15 protein-coding genes are annotated in these 17,013 nt (G+C 69.8%); 4 read left to right on the top strand and 11 right to left on the bottom strand.

The window, feature by feature from the left end; all coding sequences use genetic code 11:
• Nucleotides 1-6: 6 nt before the first annotated feature.
• From ACH49X_RS02175 to tkt, 6 genes are all read right to left on the bottom strand, one after another.
• Nucleotides 7-2,316, bottom strand: a complete 2,310-nt coding sequence (locus ACH49X_RS02175) for a transketolase C-terminal domain-containing protein (RefSeq protein ID WP_357207151.1) — start codon at nucleotides 2,314-2,316, stop codon at nucleotides 7-9.
• Nucleotides 2,317-2,422: 106 nt separating this feature from the next.
• Nucleotides 2,423-3,178, bottom strand: a complete 756-nt coding sequence (gene pgl, locus ACH49X_RS02170; RefSeq protein WP_195080216.1) for a 6-phosphogluconolactonase — start codon at nucleotides 3,176-3,178, stop codon at nucleotides 2,423-2,425.
• Nucleotides 3,171-4,079: a glucose-6-phosphate dehydrogenase assembly protein OpcA gene (gene opcA / locus ACH49X_RS02165; protein WP_195080316.1), complete on the bottom strand. Its 909-nt coding sequence runs from the start codon at nucleotides 4,077-4,079 to the stop codon at nucleotides 3,171-3,173. The genes pgl and opcA overlap by 8 nt, the downstream gene beginning before the upstream one ends.
• Entirely contained in the window at nucleotides 4,076-5,650 is a 1,575-nt protein-coding gene (gene zwf, locus ACH49X_RS02160) for a glucose-6-phosphate dehydrogenase (RefSeq protein ID WP_195080215.1), read from the bottom strand. The genes opcA and zwf overlap by 4 nt, the downstream gene beginning before the upstream one ends.
• Before the next feature lie 3 nt (nucleotides 5,651-5,653).
• Nucleotides 5,654-6,790 (bottom strand): transaldolase, encoded by a 1,137-nt coding sequence (gene tal, locus ACH49X_RS02155; RefSeq protein WP_357105538.1) that lies wholly within the window; start codon nucleotides 6,788-6,790, stop codon nucleotides 5,654-5,656.
• Between the two features lie 6 nt (nucleotides 6,791-6,796).
• Nucleotides 6,797-8,938 carry a transketolase gene (tkt, locus tag ACH49X_RS02150; RefSeq protein ID WP_357105541.1) on the bottom strand — a complete coding sequence of 714 codons (2,142 nt, stop codon included), beginning with the start codon at nucleotides 8,936-8,938 and terminating at the stop codon, nucleotides 6,797-6,799.
• A 498-nt stretch (nucleotides 8,939-9,436) separates the two neighbouring features.
• Between tkt and ACH49X_RS02145 the strand changes: the two genes are divergently transcribed.
• Entirely contained in the window at nucleotides 9,437-10,426 is a 990-nt protein-coding gene (locus tag ACH49X_RS02145; protein WP_397068632.1) for a heme o synthase, read from the top strand.
• Here ACH49X_RS02145 and ACH49X_RS02140 read toward each other — a convergent pair.
• Nucleotides 10,419-11,834 carry an FAD-dependent monooxygenase gene (locus ACH49X_RS02140; RefSeq protein WP_357207153.1) on the bottom strand — a complete coding sequence of 472 codons (1,416 nt, stop codon included), beginning with the start codon at nucleotides 11,832-11,834 and terminating at the stop codon, nucleotides 10,419-10,421. The two genes, ACH49X_RS02145 and ACH49X_RS02140, sit on opposite strands and share 8 nt — an antisense overlap.
• A 90-nt stretch (nucleotides 11,835-11,924) precedes the next feature.
• Here ACH49X_RS02140 and ACH49X_RS02135 point away from each other — a divergent pair, with 90 nt between their 5' ends.
• Nucleotides 11,925-12,521, top strand: a complete 597-nt coding sequence (locus tag ACH49X_RS02135; protein ID WP_195080211.1) for a TetR/AcrR family transcriptional regulator — start codon at nucleotides 11,925-11,927, stop codon at nucleotides 12,519-12,521.
• A gap of 42 nt (nucleotides 12,522-12,563) precedes the next feature.
• On the opposite strand, the gene ACH49X_RS02130 is transcribed toward ACH49X_RS02135, so the two are convergent.
• A complete protein-coding gene (locus ACH49X_RS02130; protein ID WP_195080210.1) occupies nucleotides 12,564-13,529 on the bottom strand; it encodes a quinone oxidoreductase in 966 nt (321 codons plus the stop codon).
• Between the two features lie 61 nt (nucleotides 13,530-13,590).
• On the opposite strand from ACH49X_RS02130, the gene ACH49X_RS02125 reads away from it, so the two are divergent.
• Together ACH49X_RS02125 and ACH49X_RS02120 are read left to right on the top strand one after the other, a co-directional pair.
• Entirely contained in the window at nucleotides 13,591-13,941 is a 351-nt protein-coding gene (locus ACH49X_RS02125; protein ID WP_195080209.1) for a hypothetical protein, read from the top strand.
• Between the two features lie 3 nt (nucleotides 13,942-13,944).
• Nucleotides 13,945-14,736 (top strand): transporter substrate-binding domain-containing protein, encoded by a 792-nt coding sequence (locus ACH49X_RS02120; protein ID WP_195080208.1) that lies wholly within the window; start codon nucleotides 13,945-13,947, stop codon nucleotides 14,734-14,736.
• A gap of 305 nt (nucleotides 14,737-15,041) precedes the next feature.
• Here the strand turns inward: ACH49X_RS02120 and ACH49X_RS02115 are convergent, their stop codons facing one another.
• From ACH49X_RS02115 to ACH49X_RS02105, 3 genes are all read right to left on the bottom strand, one after another.
• Nucleotides 15,042-15,671 (bottom strand): flavoprotein, encoded by a 630-nt coding sequence (locus ACH49X_RS02115; RefSeq protein ID WP_357207155.1) that lies wholly within the window; start codon nucleotides 15,669-15,671, stop codon nucleotides 15,042-15,044.
• The gene (locus tag ACH49X_RS02110; RefSeq protein ID WP_323123978.1) at nucleotides 15,610-15,867 is read right to left on the bottom strand and encodes a hypothetical protein; all 258 of its coding nucleotides are present in this window, start codon (nucleotides 15,865-15,867) and stop codon (nucleotides 15,610-15,612) included. The genes ACH49X_RS02115 and ACH49X_RS02110 overlap by 62 nt, the downstream gene beginning before the upstream one ends.
• Nucleotides 15,868-16,006: 139 nt before the next feature.
• Nucleotides 16,007-16,969: a hypothetical protein gene (locus ACH49X_RS02105; protein WP_357296702.1), complete on the bottom strand. Its 963-nt coding sequence runs from the start codon at nucleotides 16,967-16,969 to the stop codon at nucleotides 16,007-16,009.
• Between the last annotated feature and the right edge of the window lie 44 nt (nucleotides 16,970-17,013).

The raw sequence follows: 17,013 nt of genomic DNA, 5'->3' as shown, positions 1-17,013 counted from the left end.
TTTCCACTATTCCCCGGCCGAATCGAGTTTCGCGGAATGCCGGGCTTCGGCGCGCCGCGTTCGCGCGGTGGTCGCCTCGCCCAGCAGACGCAGGGCCGCGGCTTCGATCCGATCCTCGTCGAGGAGCACCGTCGCGGCGGCCGGACCCAGAGGCACGAAACTGTCCTCGCTGGTCACGCGCGCCGAACGGCCGGTGAAACCGGCATCGATCAGCGCGGCGCACACGGCCTCGGCCACGCCTCCGCTGCGGCGGGTCTCGTCCGCGACGAGGACCCGCCCGGTCGCGCGCGCGTGGCGCAGCAGATCGTCCACCGGCAGCGGAGCGAGCCAGCGCAGGTCGAGTACCCGTGCGTGAATACCGTGCCGAGCCAGACGCCGCGCTGCGCGCAGGCTCATCGGCACACCGTTGGCGAAGCCGACCAGGGTCAGATCGGCGCCGTCACCGTAGACGCGGGCCCGGCCGATCTCGGCGTACCCGGCGGCGGACGGGCGCGCCAGCCACTCGTCGTCGCCGGGACGGTGCAGGTCACGCGTGTGATACAGCGCGATCGGCTCGAGATACAGGCACACTCTGCCGTCCACGCGGGCCGCCGACACGCACGTGCGCAGCATCGCCGCGGCGTCGTCGGCGCGGGCGGGGGAGGCCAGCACGACGCCGGGGATATCACGCAGCGCGGCCACCGAGTTGTCGTTGTGGAAATGGCCGCCGAAGCCTTTCTGGTAGGCGTATCCGGCGATCCGCACCACCATGGGATTGCGGTAGCGGCCGTCGGAGAAGAACGACAGCGTGGCCGCCTCGCCGCGGATCTGGTCGGCGGCGTTGTGCAGGTAGGCGAGGTACTGGATCTCCGGAATCGGCACGAACCCGGCCAGCGCCGAGCCCAACGCGGTGCCGAGGACGCTCTGCTCGTCCAGCAGGGTGTCGAACACCCGGCGCGCGCCGAACGTCTTCTGCAGACCTTTGGTCACGCCGTACACACCGCCCTTGCGGCCGACATCCTCCCCGAAGACGAGCACGTCGCGATCGCGTGCCAGCATGCTCGCGAGGGTGTCGTTGATCGCCTGCGCGATGGTCATCTGCTCGGTGCGCTCAGCGCCGTTCCGGCGTGGCGCACCGGGGCCGGCGTTCGCGTCCGGGGGGTGTTCGCGATCGTTGTGCGGCAGCGGGCCGGTTCGGAGCGCGTCGGCGCGCACCAGCGCAGGGCGGGCGCGCGCGATCGGGGCGATCACGGCCGCCGCCGAGGCGAGTTTCGGTTCGGCCGAGACGCGTTCGGCGGCCGTGGCGACGCGGCGGCCGATGGCGGCATACCGGTCCAACACGTCGGCCGGTGTGGCCACGCCGGACTCGATCAGCAGTCGCGCGGTGGCCAGGACCGGATCGCGGGCGAGGTCGGCGGCGATCTCGGCGGGACGGCGGTAGGCGGTTTCGACGTCGGATCCCGCGTGGCCGAGCAGGCGCACGGTCCGCAGGTGCAGGAACGCGGGCGCGCGCCGGTCCCGCACCCACCGCGCCGCGGTGTCGGCGGTGGTCAGCGCGTCGACGGCGGCGCAACCGTCCGCGGCGAACCACGCCAGGCCGGGGCGGCTGCCGTAGGCCTGCCGAATCCACTCCGGTGGGGTGGGAACGCTGATCCCGATGCCGTTGTCCTCGCAGACGAACAGGATCGGCATGGCGATCCCTTGGCGGGCCGTGTGGATCGCGGCGTTGATCGCGCCGGCCGCGGTGGAGTGATTGGCCGACGCGTCGCCGAAACTGCACACCACCACCGCGTCGGCGGGCCAGGGACACGGGACATCGAGCCGGGCCGCGCGATCGATCGCGAACGCCAGCCCGACGGCGCGCGGGAGGTGGGAGGCGATGGTCGAGGTCTGCGGGATGACGTTGGCGTCGGCGCTGCCGAACACCTTGTGCCGCCCACCGGAAATCGGGTCCGCCGCCGCGGCCACCACCCCGAGCAGGACGTCGCGGATGGGATCGAGCCCTGGCACGCGCCGGGCCCGGTGCACGAAGAACGCCCCCGATCGGTAGTGCAGCAGGGCGGGATCGGTGACCCGCAGTGCGGCCGCGAGAGCGGCGTTGCCCTCGTGGCCGGACGATCCGATGCTGTAGTAGCCCTGCCGGGCGCCGCCGAGGCGGCGTGCCGCGAAATCGAGATGCCTGCTCGTCGCCTGCGCTTCGAACAACTCGAGGCATGCCGCGCCGGTGATCGCGCCGCCGGGTGCGATCGGCTGATGCGCCGCGCGGCCGGGGCGCGGCGCGAGTGCGGCGACGGAGGCCCGGAACCGCTCGTCCAGCTCGACTGCCTGATCGGTCACCGACCGATCATCTCGTAAACTCCGCCGTTCGTCCGGGATATCTGACGGTGTTCTTACGAAAACCGAGGGTGAGGACAGGCGGATTTACGAGATGACGGACAGTAACTCAGCGCAGGGCGGACGCGGCCTCCTGATCGAGCAGCCACGTGGTGGAGTCGATGCCCGTCGCACCTGCCGCAGGCACCTCCACCGGGTCCGCGCCGCCGATGGCCGCGGCCACTGCCTCGGCCTTCGCCGCGCCGCCGACCACCAGCACGACGTGCCTGCTGCGGCGCACCGCGGGCAGGGTCAACGTCACCCGCACCGGCGGCGGCTTCGGCGAATTCGTGACGGCGACGACGAGTTCGTGCGCTTCCCGCACCGCGTCGGTATCCGGGAACAGCGAATTCACGTGCCCCTCGCCGCCCATGCCGAGCAGGTGCAGGTCGAACGCGCCGTGTTCGGCGAGGTGGGCGTGCACCGTCGCGGAGTACTCGGCGGCGGCTTCCACCGGATCGGGGTACTCGCCGTCGGACACGGCCACCGGGTGCACGCGCGCCGGATCCAACGGCACGTGGTCGAGCAGCGCCTGCCTGGCTTGCAGGTCGTTGCGCTCGGGATCGTTCGCGGGCACGAAACGCTCGTCGCCCCAGAACACCTCGACCCGGGACCAGTCGATGTCGCCCGGCGCCTTGCGCACCTGCTCGAGCAGGGCGATGCCGGTGCCGCCGCCGGTCAGCACCACCGACGCCGAACCGCGCTCGGCCTGTGCGGCGACGACCACCGAGACGAACCGGGCCGCTGCGGCGGCCACCAGCGACTCGGTGTCGAGATGCACCTCGACGGTGTCGCTGGGGAACGGCGAATCGGTGTGCTCACTCATAGATCACCCTTTCGATTCCGGCCAGCGCCTCGGCGTAGATCTCGTCCGCGTCCAGCCTGCGCAGATCCTCGGCGAGGCAGTCGCGAGTCTCCCTGCGCGCCAGCGCGATGCGCTGCACCGGTTCGCCGGTGCGGGTCAGCGTGGCGGTGCGGCCGGTCTGCGGTCGTTCGATCGCGATGGAGACGGTGGGCCGATGCAGCTCCACCCGCAGCGGGCCGGTTCGCCTGCGCACGGGGCAGTCCAGCCGGGCGGCCAGCCAGCCGGCCAGCATGTCCAGGGCAGGCTCGTCGCGCAGCCCGGACACCGTCACCGAGTCCACCGGTTCGAACGGCGGCTCGTCCATGGCCGCCGCCAGCAGGGCACGCCAGTAGGTGATCCGGCTCCACGCCAGATCGGTGTCGCCGCTGGCATAGGACTGCAGTCGTCTCTTGATCGTCGCCTGAGGATCGGCCGCGAAGGTGGCGTCGGTGATGCGGCGGCCCGCCAGGCGCCCCACCGAATCCTTGGACGGGAACTCCGGCGCTCCGCGCGGCCACCAGGCGACCACCGGAGTGTCCGGCAGCAGGAACGGCGTGACGACGCTGCTTTCGTGGCTGACCAGTTCGCCTTGCAGCCGCAGCACGATGACCTCGGCCGCGCCCGCGTCGCCGCCCACGCGGATCTGCGCGTCCAGCCTGGTGGGCGCCTCCCGGTCGCCGCGCGCGAGCACCACCACGCGGCAGGGGTGCTCGCGGCTGGCCTCGTTCGCCGCCTCGATCGCGTGCTCGGCCTCGGAGCTGTCGAGCGTGCACACCACCAGCGTGAGCACGCGGCCCATGGTGATCACGCCGTTGCTCTCGCGCAACTTCACGATGCGCTTGGTGACCTCGCCGGTCTTGGTGTCGGGCATGTCGACGATCACGGGCGCCGCCATTCCCGCCCGGTACGGGCGATCATCTCGTCCGCGGACGACGGGCCCCAGGTGCCCGCCTCGTACGGCTCCGGCCTTCCCGCCGCGGCCCAGTGGTCGAGCACCGGATCCAGGATGCGCCAGGACAATTCGACCTCCGCGTTCACCGGGAACAGCGACGGCACCCCGAGCAGCACGTCGAGGATCAGGCGTTCGTAGGCCTCCGGCGAGGACTCGGTGAACGCCTCGCCGTAGCTGAAGTCCATATTGACGTCGCGTACCTCCATGCTGGAGCCCGGCACCTTGGAGCCGAACCGCGTCGTGATGCCCTCGTCCGGCTGCACCCGGATGACCAGCGCGTTCTGGCCGAGTTCCTCGGTCATGGTCTGGTCGAACGGCAGGTGCGGGGCCCGCTTGAAGATCACCGCGATCTCGGTGACCCTGCGGCCGAGCCGTTTGCCGGTGCGCAGGAAGAACGGCACACCGGCCCAGCGGCGGGTGTCGATCTCCAGCCGGATCGCGGCATAGGTCTCGGTCTTGGAGTTCGGGTCGAAGCCTTCTTCCTCCAACAGGCCGACCACGTGCTCGCTGCCCTGCCAGCCCTCGGTGTACTGGCCGCGCGCGGTGGTCTCGTCCAGCGGTTCGATGAGCCTGGTCGCGGAGAGCACCTTGATCTTCTCGGTCTGCAATTGCTTGGGCTCGAAGCTGATCGGCTCCTCCATGGCGGTGAGGGCAAGCAGTTGCAGCAGGTGGTTCTGGATCACGTCCCGCGCGGCCCCGATGCCGTCGTAGTAGCCAGCGCGTCCGCCGAGGCCGATGTCCTCGGCCATGGTGATCTGCACGTGGTCGACGAAGTTGGCGTTCCAGATCGGCTCGTACTGCTGGTTGGCGAAGCGCAGCGCGAGGATGTTCTGCACCGTCTCCTTGCCGAGGTAGTGGTCGATGCGGAACACCCGCTCTTCCGGAAACACCCCGTTGACCAGCGCGTTGAGTTCCTGCGCGCTCTTCAGGTCGTGCCCGAACGGCTTCTCGATCACCACCCGCCGCCAGGGCTTGCGCGCGGCGTCGGGCCCGGTGGTCTGGGCCAGACCGTGAGCGCAGAGCTTGTCGAGCACGAGCGGGAACATGTTCGGCGGAATCGACAGATAGAACGCGTGATTGCCGCCGGTGCCGCGTTCCTTGTCCAGCGTGGTCAGGGTGTCGGTGAGCCGGTCGAAGGCCGCGTCGTCGTCGAAGGTGCCCTGGACGAACCGGATGCCCTCCAGAAGCTGATCCCAGACCTCCTGGCGAAAGGGGGTCCGCGCGTGCGCCTTGACCGCCTCCAGCACCACTTGGGCGAAGTCCTCGTCCGCGTAGTCGCGGCGCGCGAAGCCGACCAAGCCGAAGGCCGGGGGCAGCAGCCCCCGGTTCGCCAGGTCGTAGATGGCCGGCATCAGCTTCTTCCGAGACAGGTCACCCGTGACGCCGAAGATGACCATGCTGCACGGTCCTGCGATGCGCGGAAGCCGTTTGTCCCGTTTGTCCCGCAGCGGGTTGTGCCATTCGGCCGCGTCGGGCCGATCCTCGGCCGCTGTCCCGGCCATCGATCAGCCGTTCCCGGTCGACGCCGACTTCAGCTCGTCGGCGGTGGCCGAAAGCAGCTCCTCCCAGGACTTCTCGAACTTGTCCACGCCCTCGCGCTCGAGCACCGCGAACACGTCGTCGAGGTCGACACCCACCGCGGCGAGCCGATCGAAGACCTCCTTGGCCTCCTCCGCCTTGCCGCTGACCGTGTCGCCACTGATCACGCCGTGATCGGCGACGGCCTGCAGCGTCTTCTCCGGCAGCGTGTTCACCGTGTTCCCGGCGACCAGCTCGGTGACGTACATCGTGTCCGGGTACTCCGGGTTCTTCACGCCGGTCGACGCCCACAACGGCCGCTGCCGATTCGCGCCCGACGCGGCCAGGGTCTGGTACGTGGAGGTGTGCTTGCCGCCGTCGAACACGTCCTGGTACTCGGCGTAGGCCAGACGGGCGTTGGCGATGCCCGCCTTGCCGCGCAGCGTGAGCGCCTCCTCGGTGCCGATCGCCTCGAGCCGCTTGTCGATCTCGGTGTCGACGCGGGAGACGAAGAACGAGGCGACGGAATGGATCTTGGCCGGGTCGTGCCCGGCGACCTTGGCCTTCTTCACGCCTTCCAGGTAGGCGCCCATCACCGCGCGGTAGCGCTGCACCGAGAAGATCAGCGTGACGTTCACGCTGATGCCCTCGGCGATCACGGCCGTGATCGCGGGCAGGCCCTCCTCGGTGGCCGGGATCTTGATGAACAGGTTGGGCCGGTCGACGATCTTCCACAGTTCGACCGCCTGCGCGACGGTCTTGTCGGCGTCGAACGCCAGGCGCGGGTCGACCTCGATGGACACCCGGCCGTCCACGCCGCCGGTCGCCTCGAAGACCGGAGCGAACACGTCGCAGGCCGCGCGGACGTCATCGGTGGTGATGGTGCGGATCGCGGCGTCGGCGTCGGCGCCCTGCGCGGCAAGGTCTTTCAGCTGGCCGTCGTAGGCGTGCCCCTGGCTGAGCGCACCCTGGAAGATCGTGGGGTTGGTGGTCACCCCCACGACGGACCTGGTCTCGATCAGTTCGAGCAGGTTGCCGGAGCTGATCCGGTCCCTGGACAGATCGTCGAGCCATACGGACACTCCCGCCGCCGAGAGGGCGGCGAGATTCTCGTTCTGAGCCATGAGCGCTTATCCCTTCACGTTCTCGAGCGTGCGCTGCGCGGCGGCAACGACGGCTTCCGGAGTGAAGCCGAATTCGCGGAACAGGGTCTTGTAGTCGGCGGAGGCGCCGAAGTGCTCGATCGACACGATCTCGCCCGCGTCACCGGCGAACCGGTGCCACGGCATCGCGATACCGGCTTCGACGACGACGCGCGCGGCGATCGCGGGCGGAAGCACTTCGTCCCGGTAAGCCTTGTCCTGCGCGTCGAACCACTCCACGCACGGCATCGACACCACGCGGGTGGCGATGCCCTGCTCCTCCAGCGTAGTGCGGGCGGCGACCGCGAGCTGCAGCTCCGATCCGGTGGCGATCAGGATCACTTGCGGTGTGCCCGTGGACGCCTCGGCCAGGATGTAACCGCCCTTGGACACGCCCTCGTAGCTGGTGCCCTCGAGAATCGGCAGATCCTGGCGGGTCAGCGCCAAGGCGGACGGGCCGTCCTGGTGCGGCGGCTCGGACACCGAGAAGTGCGAGCTGTGCTCGCTGCTGTCGCGCTCGAGGATGGTGCGCCAGGCGTAGGTGGTCTCGTTGGCGTCGCCGGGGCGGACCACGTTCAGGCCCGGGATGGCGCGCAGCGCGGCCAGCTGCTCGATCGGCTGGTGGGTGGGGCCGTCCTCGCCCAGACCGATGGAGTCGTGGGTCCAGACGTAGATCGCGGGCACCCGCATCAGCGCGGCCAAGCGCACCGAGGGGCGCATGTAGTCGCTGAACACCAGGAAGGTGCCGCCGTACGGACGGGTCGGGCCGTGCAGCGCGATGCCGTTGAGGATCGCGCCCATGGCGTGCTCGCGGACGCCGAAGTGCAGGGTGCGGCCGTACGGATCGGCCTTCCACATGCCGGTGGAGATCGACTCCGGCCCGAAGCTGCGCTGGTCGGGCATGGTGGTGTTGTTGGACTCGGCCAGGTCGGCCGAACCGCCCCACAGCTCCGGCAGCACCGGCGCCAGCGCGGCGAGCACCTTGCCGGACGCCTTGCGCGTGGCCATGCCCTTCGGGTCCGGTTCGTAGCTGGGCAGATTCGCGGTCCAGTTCTCCGGCAGCCGCCGCGCGAACAGGCGGTCGAACAGCGCCTTGTTCTCCGGGTTGGCCGCGGCCCACGCGTCGAAGGACTGCTGCCACTGCTCGTGCGCCGCGCGGCCGCGCTCGATGGCTTTGCGGGTGTGCTCGATGACGGCCGGGTCCACGTCGAAGCTCTTGTCCGGGTCGAAGCCGAGGATCTTCTTGGTGGCGGCGACCTCGTCCGCGCCCAGGGCGGCGCCGTGGGCGGTGCCGGTGTTCATCTTGCTGGGGGCGGGGTAGCCGATGATGGTGCGCAGCACGATGATCGAGGGCTTGCCGGTCTCGGCCTTGGCCGCTTCCAGCGCGGCCTCGATGGCGACGACGTCTTCACCGCCCTCGACCACCTGCACGTGCCAGCCGTATGCCTCGTAGCGCTTGGCGACGTCCTCGGTGAACGCGATGGTGGTGTCGTCCTCGATGGAGATCTTGTTGTCGTCGTAGATCACGACGAGATTGCCCAGCTGCTGAGTGCCGGCGAGGGACGACGCCTCGGAGGTGACGCCCTCCTCGAGGTCGCCGTCGGAGGCGATGACGTAGATGAAGTGGTCGAACGGGCTGGTGCCCGGCGCGGCGGCGGGATCGAACAAGCCGCGCTCGCGACGCGCCGCCATCGCCATGCCGACCGACGAGGCCAGGCCCTGGCCGAGCGGGCCGGTGGTGATCTCGACGCCGTCGGTGTGCCGGAACTCGGGGTGGCCAGGGGTGAGCGAGCCCCACTTGCGCAGGTTCTTCAGGTCGTCCAGTTCCAGGCCGTAACCCGCCAGGTACAGCTGGATGTACTGCGTCAGGCTGGAGTGACCGGCCGACAGCACGAACCGGTCGCGGCCGACCCAGCTCGGATCGCTCGGATCGATGCGCATGGTGCGCTGGTAGAGCGTGTACGCCAGCGGCGCCAGGCTCATCGCGGTGCCGGGATGGCCGTTTCCGGCGTTCTGCACCGCCTCGGCGGCCAGAACCCGGATGGTGTCGACAGCCTTGGTGTCCAGATCCGTCCAGTCGTCCGGGTGGTTCGGCTGAGTGAGGGCGCGGATGTCGTCTGTGATCGACACGACCGAGGTTCTCCTGACATTGGTTCGTCGACGGCGGTGGGTTTCTAGCGGCGAAGTTCGCGCGGCAGCTACGGCGTGCTGACCGGGTATACCCACCTACCCTAGATGTGCCCACTGACCGGCACACCATTAACCCTGTGTTGGTTTCCCGGGCCGGGTTTCGCTGCATGTTCGCGCGTGCGCGGCACATGACGGAGAGGCGTACTCGTGATTGCCTCCAGCATGTGCCACTCGTGAGTTCCGGAGCGCCCTGGACCGGGGAGGCGGGGAAGGTCGGAGTGGTGCGTGGGGGCGTCGTGTTGCGGCGGTGTAGTGCGGGGGCGACGGGAGGGGGGAGCGCGGCGGGGGTCTACCATCCTTTGTAGTAGTAGTCGCGCCGCACCGGTCGGAGGGGGCGCCGGGGCGGACGGAAGTCCGGCGCGGGCACACCCGTAACCATCGGGAGGAGTGCACTGCTGGTCGATGCCGGATGCGATGCACAGCGTGCGAGGAGAGACAGTGCGGATTGGGCAACAGCCGGGTGGCGATGGTGCGCACGGCTCCTCCGCGACGGCGCTGGCCGACCGGTTCACTGGTCCCGGCCTACCGTCCCGGCTGATGCGGCGGGTGCTGGCCTATATCGCGCTCACCAAGCCCAGGGTCATCGAGCTGCTGCTCGTCGCCACGATCCCGACCATGCTGCTGGCCGACCGCGGCACCATCGACATCCGGCTGATCCTGGCGACCCTGTTCGGCGGCTGGATGGGCGCGGCGAGCGCGAACACGCTCAACTGCGTCGCCGACGCCGATATTGACAAGGTCATGAAGCGCACCGCCAAGCGGCCGCTGGCCAGGGAGGCGGTGCCCACCCGCAACGCCTTCGTGTTCGGCGTAGCGCTCGGCGTCGGCTCGTTCGCCTGGCTGTGGTGGCAGGCGAACCTGCTCAGCGGCGTGCTCGTCGTCGCAACGATCCTGTTCTACGTCTTCGTCTACACGCTCGGCCTCAAGCGCCGCACCTCGCAGAACGTGGTGTGGGGCGGCGCGGCGGGCTGCATGCCGGCGCTGGTGGGCTGGTCGGCGGTGACCGGCGGCATCGGCTGGCCCGCGATCGCGCTGTTCGGCGTCATCTTCTTCTGGACCCCGCCGCACACCTGGGCGCTGGCGATGCGCTACAAGGAGGACTACCGCGCGGCGGGCGTGCCGATGCTGCCGGTGGTCGCCACCGAGCGGACCGTCACCAAGCAGATCGTCGTCTACACCTGGCTGACCGTGCTCACCACGCTCGCCTTGGTCCCCGCCACCGGCGTGATCTACGCGGCTGTTGCGCTGGTGGCCGGAGCGTGGTTCCTGCTCATGGCCCACCAGCTGTACGCGGGCGTGCGGCGCGGCGAGTCGGTGAAGCCGCTACGGCTGTTCCTCCAGTCGAACAACTACCTGGCCGTGGTGTTCTGCGGCCTCGCCGTGGACTCGGTGCTCGGCTGGGACACCGTCGGCAGCTTCTTCAGCTGAGCGCGCCGAGGTAGCCGTCCGGCCGCACGAGCACCCGGGTGCCCTCGGTCGCGGCGTAGGCCGCGTGGGCGTGCCCGTCGACGTCCACCACGTGCGGTCCCGCCACCTGCTGCCCAGGGCGCACCACCGCGTACGCGTGCGGCCCTGCCTCCGCTTGCGCCCCGAAGGACAGCACCGTGGCGTGCGGCCCCCGGAACAGGTCGAACAAGCGGACGGGCCGCCCGGCCTCGTCCTTCACCGGTGCGTCCGGCGCGCGATCGCCGACTGCCAGCGCGGCGCGCTCGGCCGGGTCGCGGTAGCTGATGTTCAACTGCTGGGTCTCCGGTCCCCGTTCCATCGCGTCCTGCTCGCCCTCGACCAGTTTGTCCAGCAGTTCGGAGCTGAGCCCGAGCACCCCGGCGGCCACGGTCCTGCGCTCGGCCTCGTAGCTGTCCAGCAGCGTGTCGTCGCCGGCGAGCGCGGCGGCCAGCTTCCAGCCGAGGTTGTAGGCGTCCTGGATGCCGGTGTTCATGCCCTGGCCGCCGGTGGGCGGATGCGCGTGCGCGGCGTCGCCGGCCAGGAACACCCGGCCGTCGCGGAAACGCCGCGCCAGGCGGATGTTCGGACGCCACACGGTCACCCAGGTCAGGTCGGTGAGGGTGACGTCGTCGCGCCCGCAGTAGCGGTCCACGTACTCCTGCAGCAGTTCGAGGCTCGGTTCGGCCTCGCCGGTCAAGGGGGCGGCGAACTGGAACTGACGTCCACCGGGCAGCGGCGACAACGCGATGCCCCGCATGGGCTCGTCCGCGTCGGCGAACCAGTAGCCGAACTCGTGGTCGAGCGCGTCGGCGCGCACGTCGCCGAGCAGCATGCGCAGCGATTCGTCGGTGCTGCCCTCGAACGCGATGCCGAGTGTCCTGCGGACGGTGCTCTTGCCGCCGTCCGCGCCGATCAGATAGGCGGCGCGCACGGTCTCCCGCCTGCCGTCGCGTTCCAGCGTCGCGGTGACGCCGTGGTCGTCCTGCGTGAAGCCGGTGAGCGCGGTCGCGAGTTCCACCCGCACGCCGAACTCGGCCAGCCGCTCGCGCAGGACGGCCTCGGTGCGGGACTGGCCGAGCACCCACAGGTTCGGGTAGGGGACGGCGGGCGTCGGCTCGACGGGCTCGCTCATCCGGCGTTCGGTGACGAACTCGCCGCCCAGATGCACGCGCATCACCGGCGTCGGCATTCCGGCCGCCAGCACCGCGTCCAGCACCCCCAGGTCGTCGAACACTTCGAGGGTGCGCGGCTGGATGCCGTCGCCCCGGGAGCCGGCGAAGAACGTGGCCGCCTTGTCCACGATCCGGACGGGGATGTCCCGGCGCGCGAGATCGAGGGCGAGGGTGAGGCCGGTGGGTCCGGCGCCCACGACGAGGACGAGCTGTGTCATGGCGTACTCCTGATGAATCAAAATTCAGTGAATGCCGATTCAGTGTCATGCTTGGTACGTTGCGTTGTCAAGGAGGTGAGGTGGGTGTCGATGAGTCGCAGAGAGAAGTCGGCCGAAACCGAGCAGGCGTTGAAGGCCGCGGCGTTGCGGTTGTTCGCCGAGCGCGGCTACCTGAACACCAAGATCACCGACATCACGAGCGCCGCAGGACGGGCGGCCGGGTCGTTCTACAACCACTTCGCGAGCAAGGAAGAACTGCTGCAGGCGCTGCTGAACGATTTGGCGGCGGCGGGGGACGAGCGCGCGGAAGGTCCCGGTCACAACCCGGATTTCAGCGACCCCGACGCGGTGCGCTATCACATCGCCGGGTACTGGACCTTCGCGCGAGAGCACGCGCCCGTGCTGCGAGCGGTGAACCAGGCGGCGCTGGTCAACGAGGAATTCGCGCGGATGGTCGCGCGATTCGGCAGCCGGCAGCGCGCGGACATCGCCGACCACGTGGAGGGATTCGCCGACCGGGGACTGCGGCTGCCGAGCACCCCGGATGCCAGCCTGGCGATGATGTTCCTGCTCACGCAGAGCCTGCTGGCGGCGGTGGAGGAAGGGAACGTCGAACTGACCGACGAGCAGGCCGTCGAGGGCCTGACCCGTTTCGTCTATCGCGGTCTCACCGGACGCGACTACTGATCCGGCGGTGGACGATCCGCCGGATCGCCCGCCGCCGTCGGCTCACGGCAGCAGGACGATGGAACCCGTGGTCTTGCGGCCTTCCAGGTCGCGGTGGGCCCGCTCGGCGTCGGCGAGCGGATAGGTCGCGCCGATTCGGATGTTGAGCGTGCCCTTGGCGATGGCGTCGAGCACGTCGCCCGCGCGCCAGGTGAGCTCGGCGCGGTCCCTGGTGTAGTGCGCCAGCGTCGGGCGGGTGACGAACAACGACCCGCCGGCGCTGAGGCGTTGCAGGTCGAACGGCGGCACCGGACCGCTCGCGCCCCCGAAGAGGGCGAGCATGCCGCGCACGCGCAGCGCGGCGAGGCTGGACTCGAAGGTCGCCGCGCCGACGCCGTCGTAGACCGCCGCCACGCCGACGCCGTCGGTGAGTTCGCGCACCTGGTCGGCGAGTCCGTCGCCGTAGCGCAGCACCTCGTCGGCTCCCGCCGCGCGCGACAGCGTCTCCTTCTCGTCGGAGGACACCGTCGTGATCACCCGGACGCCGCGGGCGGTGAGCAGTTGGGTCAGGATCAGCCCGACACCGCCCGCGCCCGCGTGCACGAGCACCGCCTCCCCGCGCTCGGGCCGGTAGATGGACTCGATCAGATAGTGCGCGGTCATGCCCTGCAAGAGGGCCGACGCGGCGACGGGAGGATCGACGCCGTCCGGCACCCGGATGGCGACGGCGGCGGGCACCGCCACCTTCGGGGCGTAGCTGCCCGGCGCTGCGGCCCAGGCCACCCGGTCGCCGACCGCGAACTCGGTGACCTGCGAGCCGACCTCGGTGACGACGCCGGTGCCTTCCGAGCCGGGGATGTAGGGGACCGCCTGCGGATAGCGCCCGGTGCGGATGTAGGTATCGATGAAGTTGATGCCGATCGCCTGCGTGTCGACCAGGAGCTGATCCGGCGCGATCCGCGGATCGGGCACCTCCACGTACTTCAGGACCTCGGGACCACCGTGTTCGGAAACCTGAATGGCGTGCATGAGATCCAGTTCTACACCCGAGCGGCGGGCGCGCTGCCTACCGGTCGGTAAACTGCGTGCCATGAGTGCTGAAACCGCCACGGCGCCGCAGAAGCTGTCGGGCGCCCTCGTCGAGTCCGTCAAGGGGTTCGTCGCCGATCACGGACGTTCCGCCACGGCCGTGCTCCAGCCGATCGGTCGCGCGGGTGTGCGTGTCACCCTGGTCGGCGCCGACGGTGTGCTCGGTGACCGGGTGGTCCCGGACCTGGAGACGGCCAAGGAGCTGGTCGCCACGATCGACGGTCTCACCGAGGCCGACGAATGGGATCGTGAGCTCACCTCGATCGTCACCCCGCGCAAGGGCCACTGGGCCAAGATGGCGGGCTGGGTCGCCAAGCAGGCCCGTTTCCCCAAGGCGCGCAACGAGAAGTGATCGTTGCGTAGCCTGACGCTGCCCGGCCGGATCGGCGCGGTGCTGATCGCCGGGTGGACGGTGCTTGCCGCCGTGGCGATTCCGGCGGCCGCGCAGGCCCCGAACGCGTTGCGCGCCTGCACGCCCGGCGATTACCCGCCGTACTCGCTCAGGGACGACGCGGGGGAGCACCGCGGGGTGGACGTCGATCTCGCGCGCGGTTTCGCCGCGCTGCTCGGCCGTCCGATCGAGTTCGTGCCCGTCACCTGGGCGACGCTGAAAACCGACTTCGCCGAACGGGACTGCGACCTCGCGGTCGGGGGCATCTCCGACCTGCCGTCGCGGCGCGCGTTCGCGGACTTCTCGATCACCTACGGCACCGACGGCAAGGCCCCGATCACCCATCGCGCGAACGGCGCGGCGTACTCGACCGTCGCGGAGATCAACCGTCCCGGCGTTCGCGTGATCGCCAATCGCGGTGGGACGAACGAGGATTTCGCGCGCAAGCACTTCCCCGACGCGCAACTCACCTTGTGGCCGGACAATCTGACGATTTTCGGCGAGATCGAGCAGGGCCGCGCCGACGTGTTCGTCACCGATTCGGTCGAGGGCCGCTACCGCGTCCGTCAGCATCCGGATCTGCAAGTGCTGCATCCCGAAGCGCCGTTCGACTCGTTCGGGAAAGTGCTGTTGGTGCGCAAGGACGATCCTGTCCTGGCGGCCTTGCTGGACGCGTACTTGACCACTCAGCTCGCGACGGGGGCCGTGGATCGGCTGTTCGACCAGTGGATCGGGCCGAACGCCCCCGTGGGCTGAGTTCGTGCGCTGACTATCCCGAGGCGACGCTGCCCTCCGAGCTGGAGCCGGCCGAGGTGTTCCGAGCGAGCCGCCACGCCGTCGGGGAAGCGCGCCCGAGTGCAGGCAACGGAGCGGGCTGGTGCGCGTCCGGGCGGGGTGGACAATGCCGACGGTCAGGCGTGGTTGTCGCTCGGCAGTGCGCGAGGGGCGGCATGCGGGGAGGGTGGCTGCGATGGTAAGTAGCTCGGGCCGGCCATCCAGGCCATGCGCGATGCTGGGCGGCGAAACGGGCGGACGGTGGCGAGCGACGCCGAAACCGGTGGTCAGCTCGGAGCGGTCCCGTCCCGGCGTGGATGCTCGAGAAGCGCTTTCCAGGCCGCCTGCCACGGGAAGAGGGGCAGGCGCGCCTCCCCGGTGCCCCGCTCGTGCGGCTCGCCCTCGCCGATCACGATGGTGACGCCCCACTCGGACAGTTTGCGTATCCCCTCCTGGATCGCCGGAAAGCTGATCTGCGCGCGGTTCGAGTACGGCACACCGACGATCGGCAGGCCCTTGCCGAGCCCTTCGACCAGCAGACCGAGCAGAAGCGTATCCGAGATCCCCGCAGCCCATTTCGCGATCGAATTGCCGGTGAGCGGTGCGACGATGATGCCGTCGGCGGGTGGCAGCACATCCGGCGTGCCGGGTTCCTTGTACTGGCTGCGCACGGGATAACCGGTCTGCGCTCGGAGCGCGTCGACGTCGATGAACCCGGTTCCCGACGGCGAGGCGATCACACACACCTCCCAGCCGTCGGCCTGTGCCAGGGCGATCAACTTGCCGACATCGCGTGCGGGGGGCGAACCGGTGACGAGGGCGTACAGCACGGGATTTCCGTTGGCGTCCACGTTTTCATGGTGCCACGCCGCCGGAGGGCGGCTCGAGCCCGGTCGAGTCCCGTCGAGCACCGCCACCGGCGTTCTCGGTACTCGGCCGATCTCTTCGATGGACCGATACGGCGCGGCAGGCGAATTTCCCTCGAGGAGCCGATTCGATCTCGACATCGACCGGCAGGCCCTCGGCAATCTTGGTGATGTTCAGATCGCCGCGAGCATTCGACAAGTGGAACCGGACGAGGGTGTTGGCGGCGTCGTCGTCCGGTTCGATCACGCCGGTGCCGTTCTTCGGCTTCCAGCGTCACGCAGTTCCGCTGTCCCTCGTCGCCCGCCGCCGGTCCGCCGAAGCCGGATGCGCAAGTCTTGCAATCTACTGTGGCGCAACGGATATGTTGCCCGGAGTCGCAGGTGTGTCAGGAGGGGACCGCGCCGATGCGTTTGGCGAGGCGGCCGAGGTCGCCGGTGGTGAGGTTGCGGTGGGCCGTGCGCATCATGTGGCCGACGAGTTCGCGGACGTGGGTCATGCCGCGCACTTGCTGGGGTGCGATGTGTTCGGCGCGCAGGAGGGCGTGCAGGGAGTTGCGGTAGTCGCGGCGCAGGGCGTGGGCGCGGCCGATCTCGACGAAGTACTGGGCTCGGCGGCCTTCGGCGAGGATGGTCTGCGGGTCGAGGGTGGGGGCGAGTTCGAGGACTTGGCCTGGTTCGCGTTTCTCCATTGCCGCTGACATGCGCCAGAGGATCACGTTCGCGGCATCGAACGTCGGATTTCGGAGAGTCGCGGTTTCCGGGGGAACCTCGTCGAGCCGGGTGACTTGCTGGCTCGCTTCGTTCAGGTGGTCCTCAGGGTCGCCGCCGAGCGCTGCGGTAACGAGCGCGGCCTGCAAGTGCAGCATGCCATAGGTTTCGATCTCGCCACGGCTTCGCACCTCCGGGCCGAGGCGCTCGGCAGCGTTCGTCGCGCCGTCGAGCGCGGCAGTCAATGAGCCGGGGCGGGACAGCAGGATCTGGCTTCGAGTGAAGGCTGCCGTAGCCGAACCCGAAGTGCCACCGATGTTCGCGGTTGCGTGCTCGATCTCTTGTGCTGCTGTCCAAGCCAACGCCGAGTACCCTCTGGCCTTCAAGGACGCGGCTGTCGTGTACGACGCCGCGGCGAGCACGTCCCACGCAGTATCGCGATCGGCTCCGGTCGCATCACGAGCGTGTCGATAGCAGTCGGTGAGTAGAGCAGGCAACAGCGGACCGAGTGCCGCGTAGTCGCACGCGCGTCGCAGATGCGCAGCATGACGTGCTGTCGCCGCGAGTTCGGTGAGGCTGCGGGGTGGTGCAGTCGGAGTGGTATCCCCCCGGGTCCAGAGCGCGGTTTCGATGGCGGGCACCGCGGCGTGGAACCCGGCCGACGACGGGTCGAACCGGTCGTCCT

The sequence above is a fragment of the Nocardia sp. NPDC019323 genome (genome assembly GCF_044389845.1).
GTDB classification, from domain to species: domain Bacteria; phylum Actinomycetota; class Actinomycetes; order Mycobacteriales; family Mycobacteriaceae; genus Nocardia; species Nocardia implantans.
The sequence above is the reverse complement of the archived record's forward strand: the minus strand, read 5'-3'. Positions and strand labels throughout refer to the sequence as shown.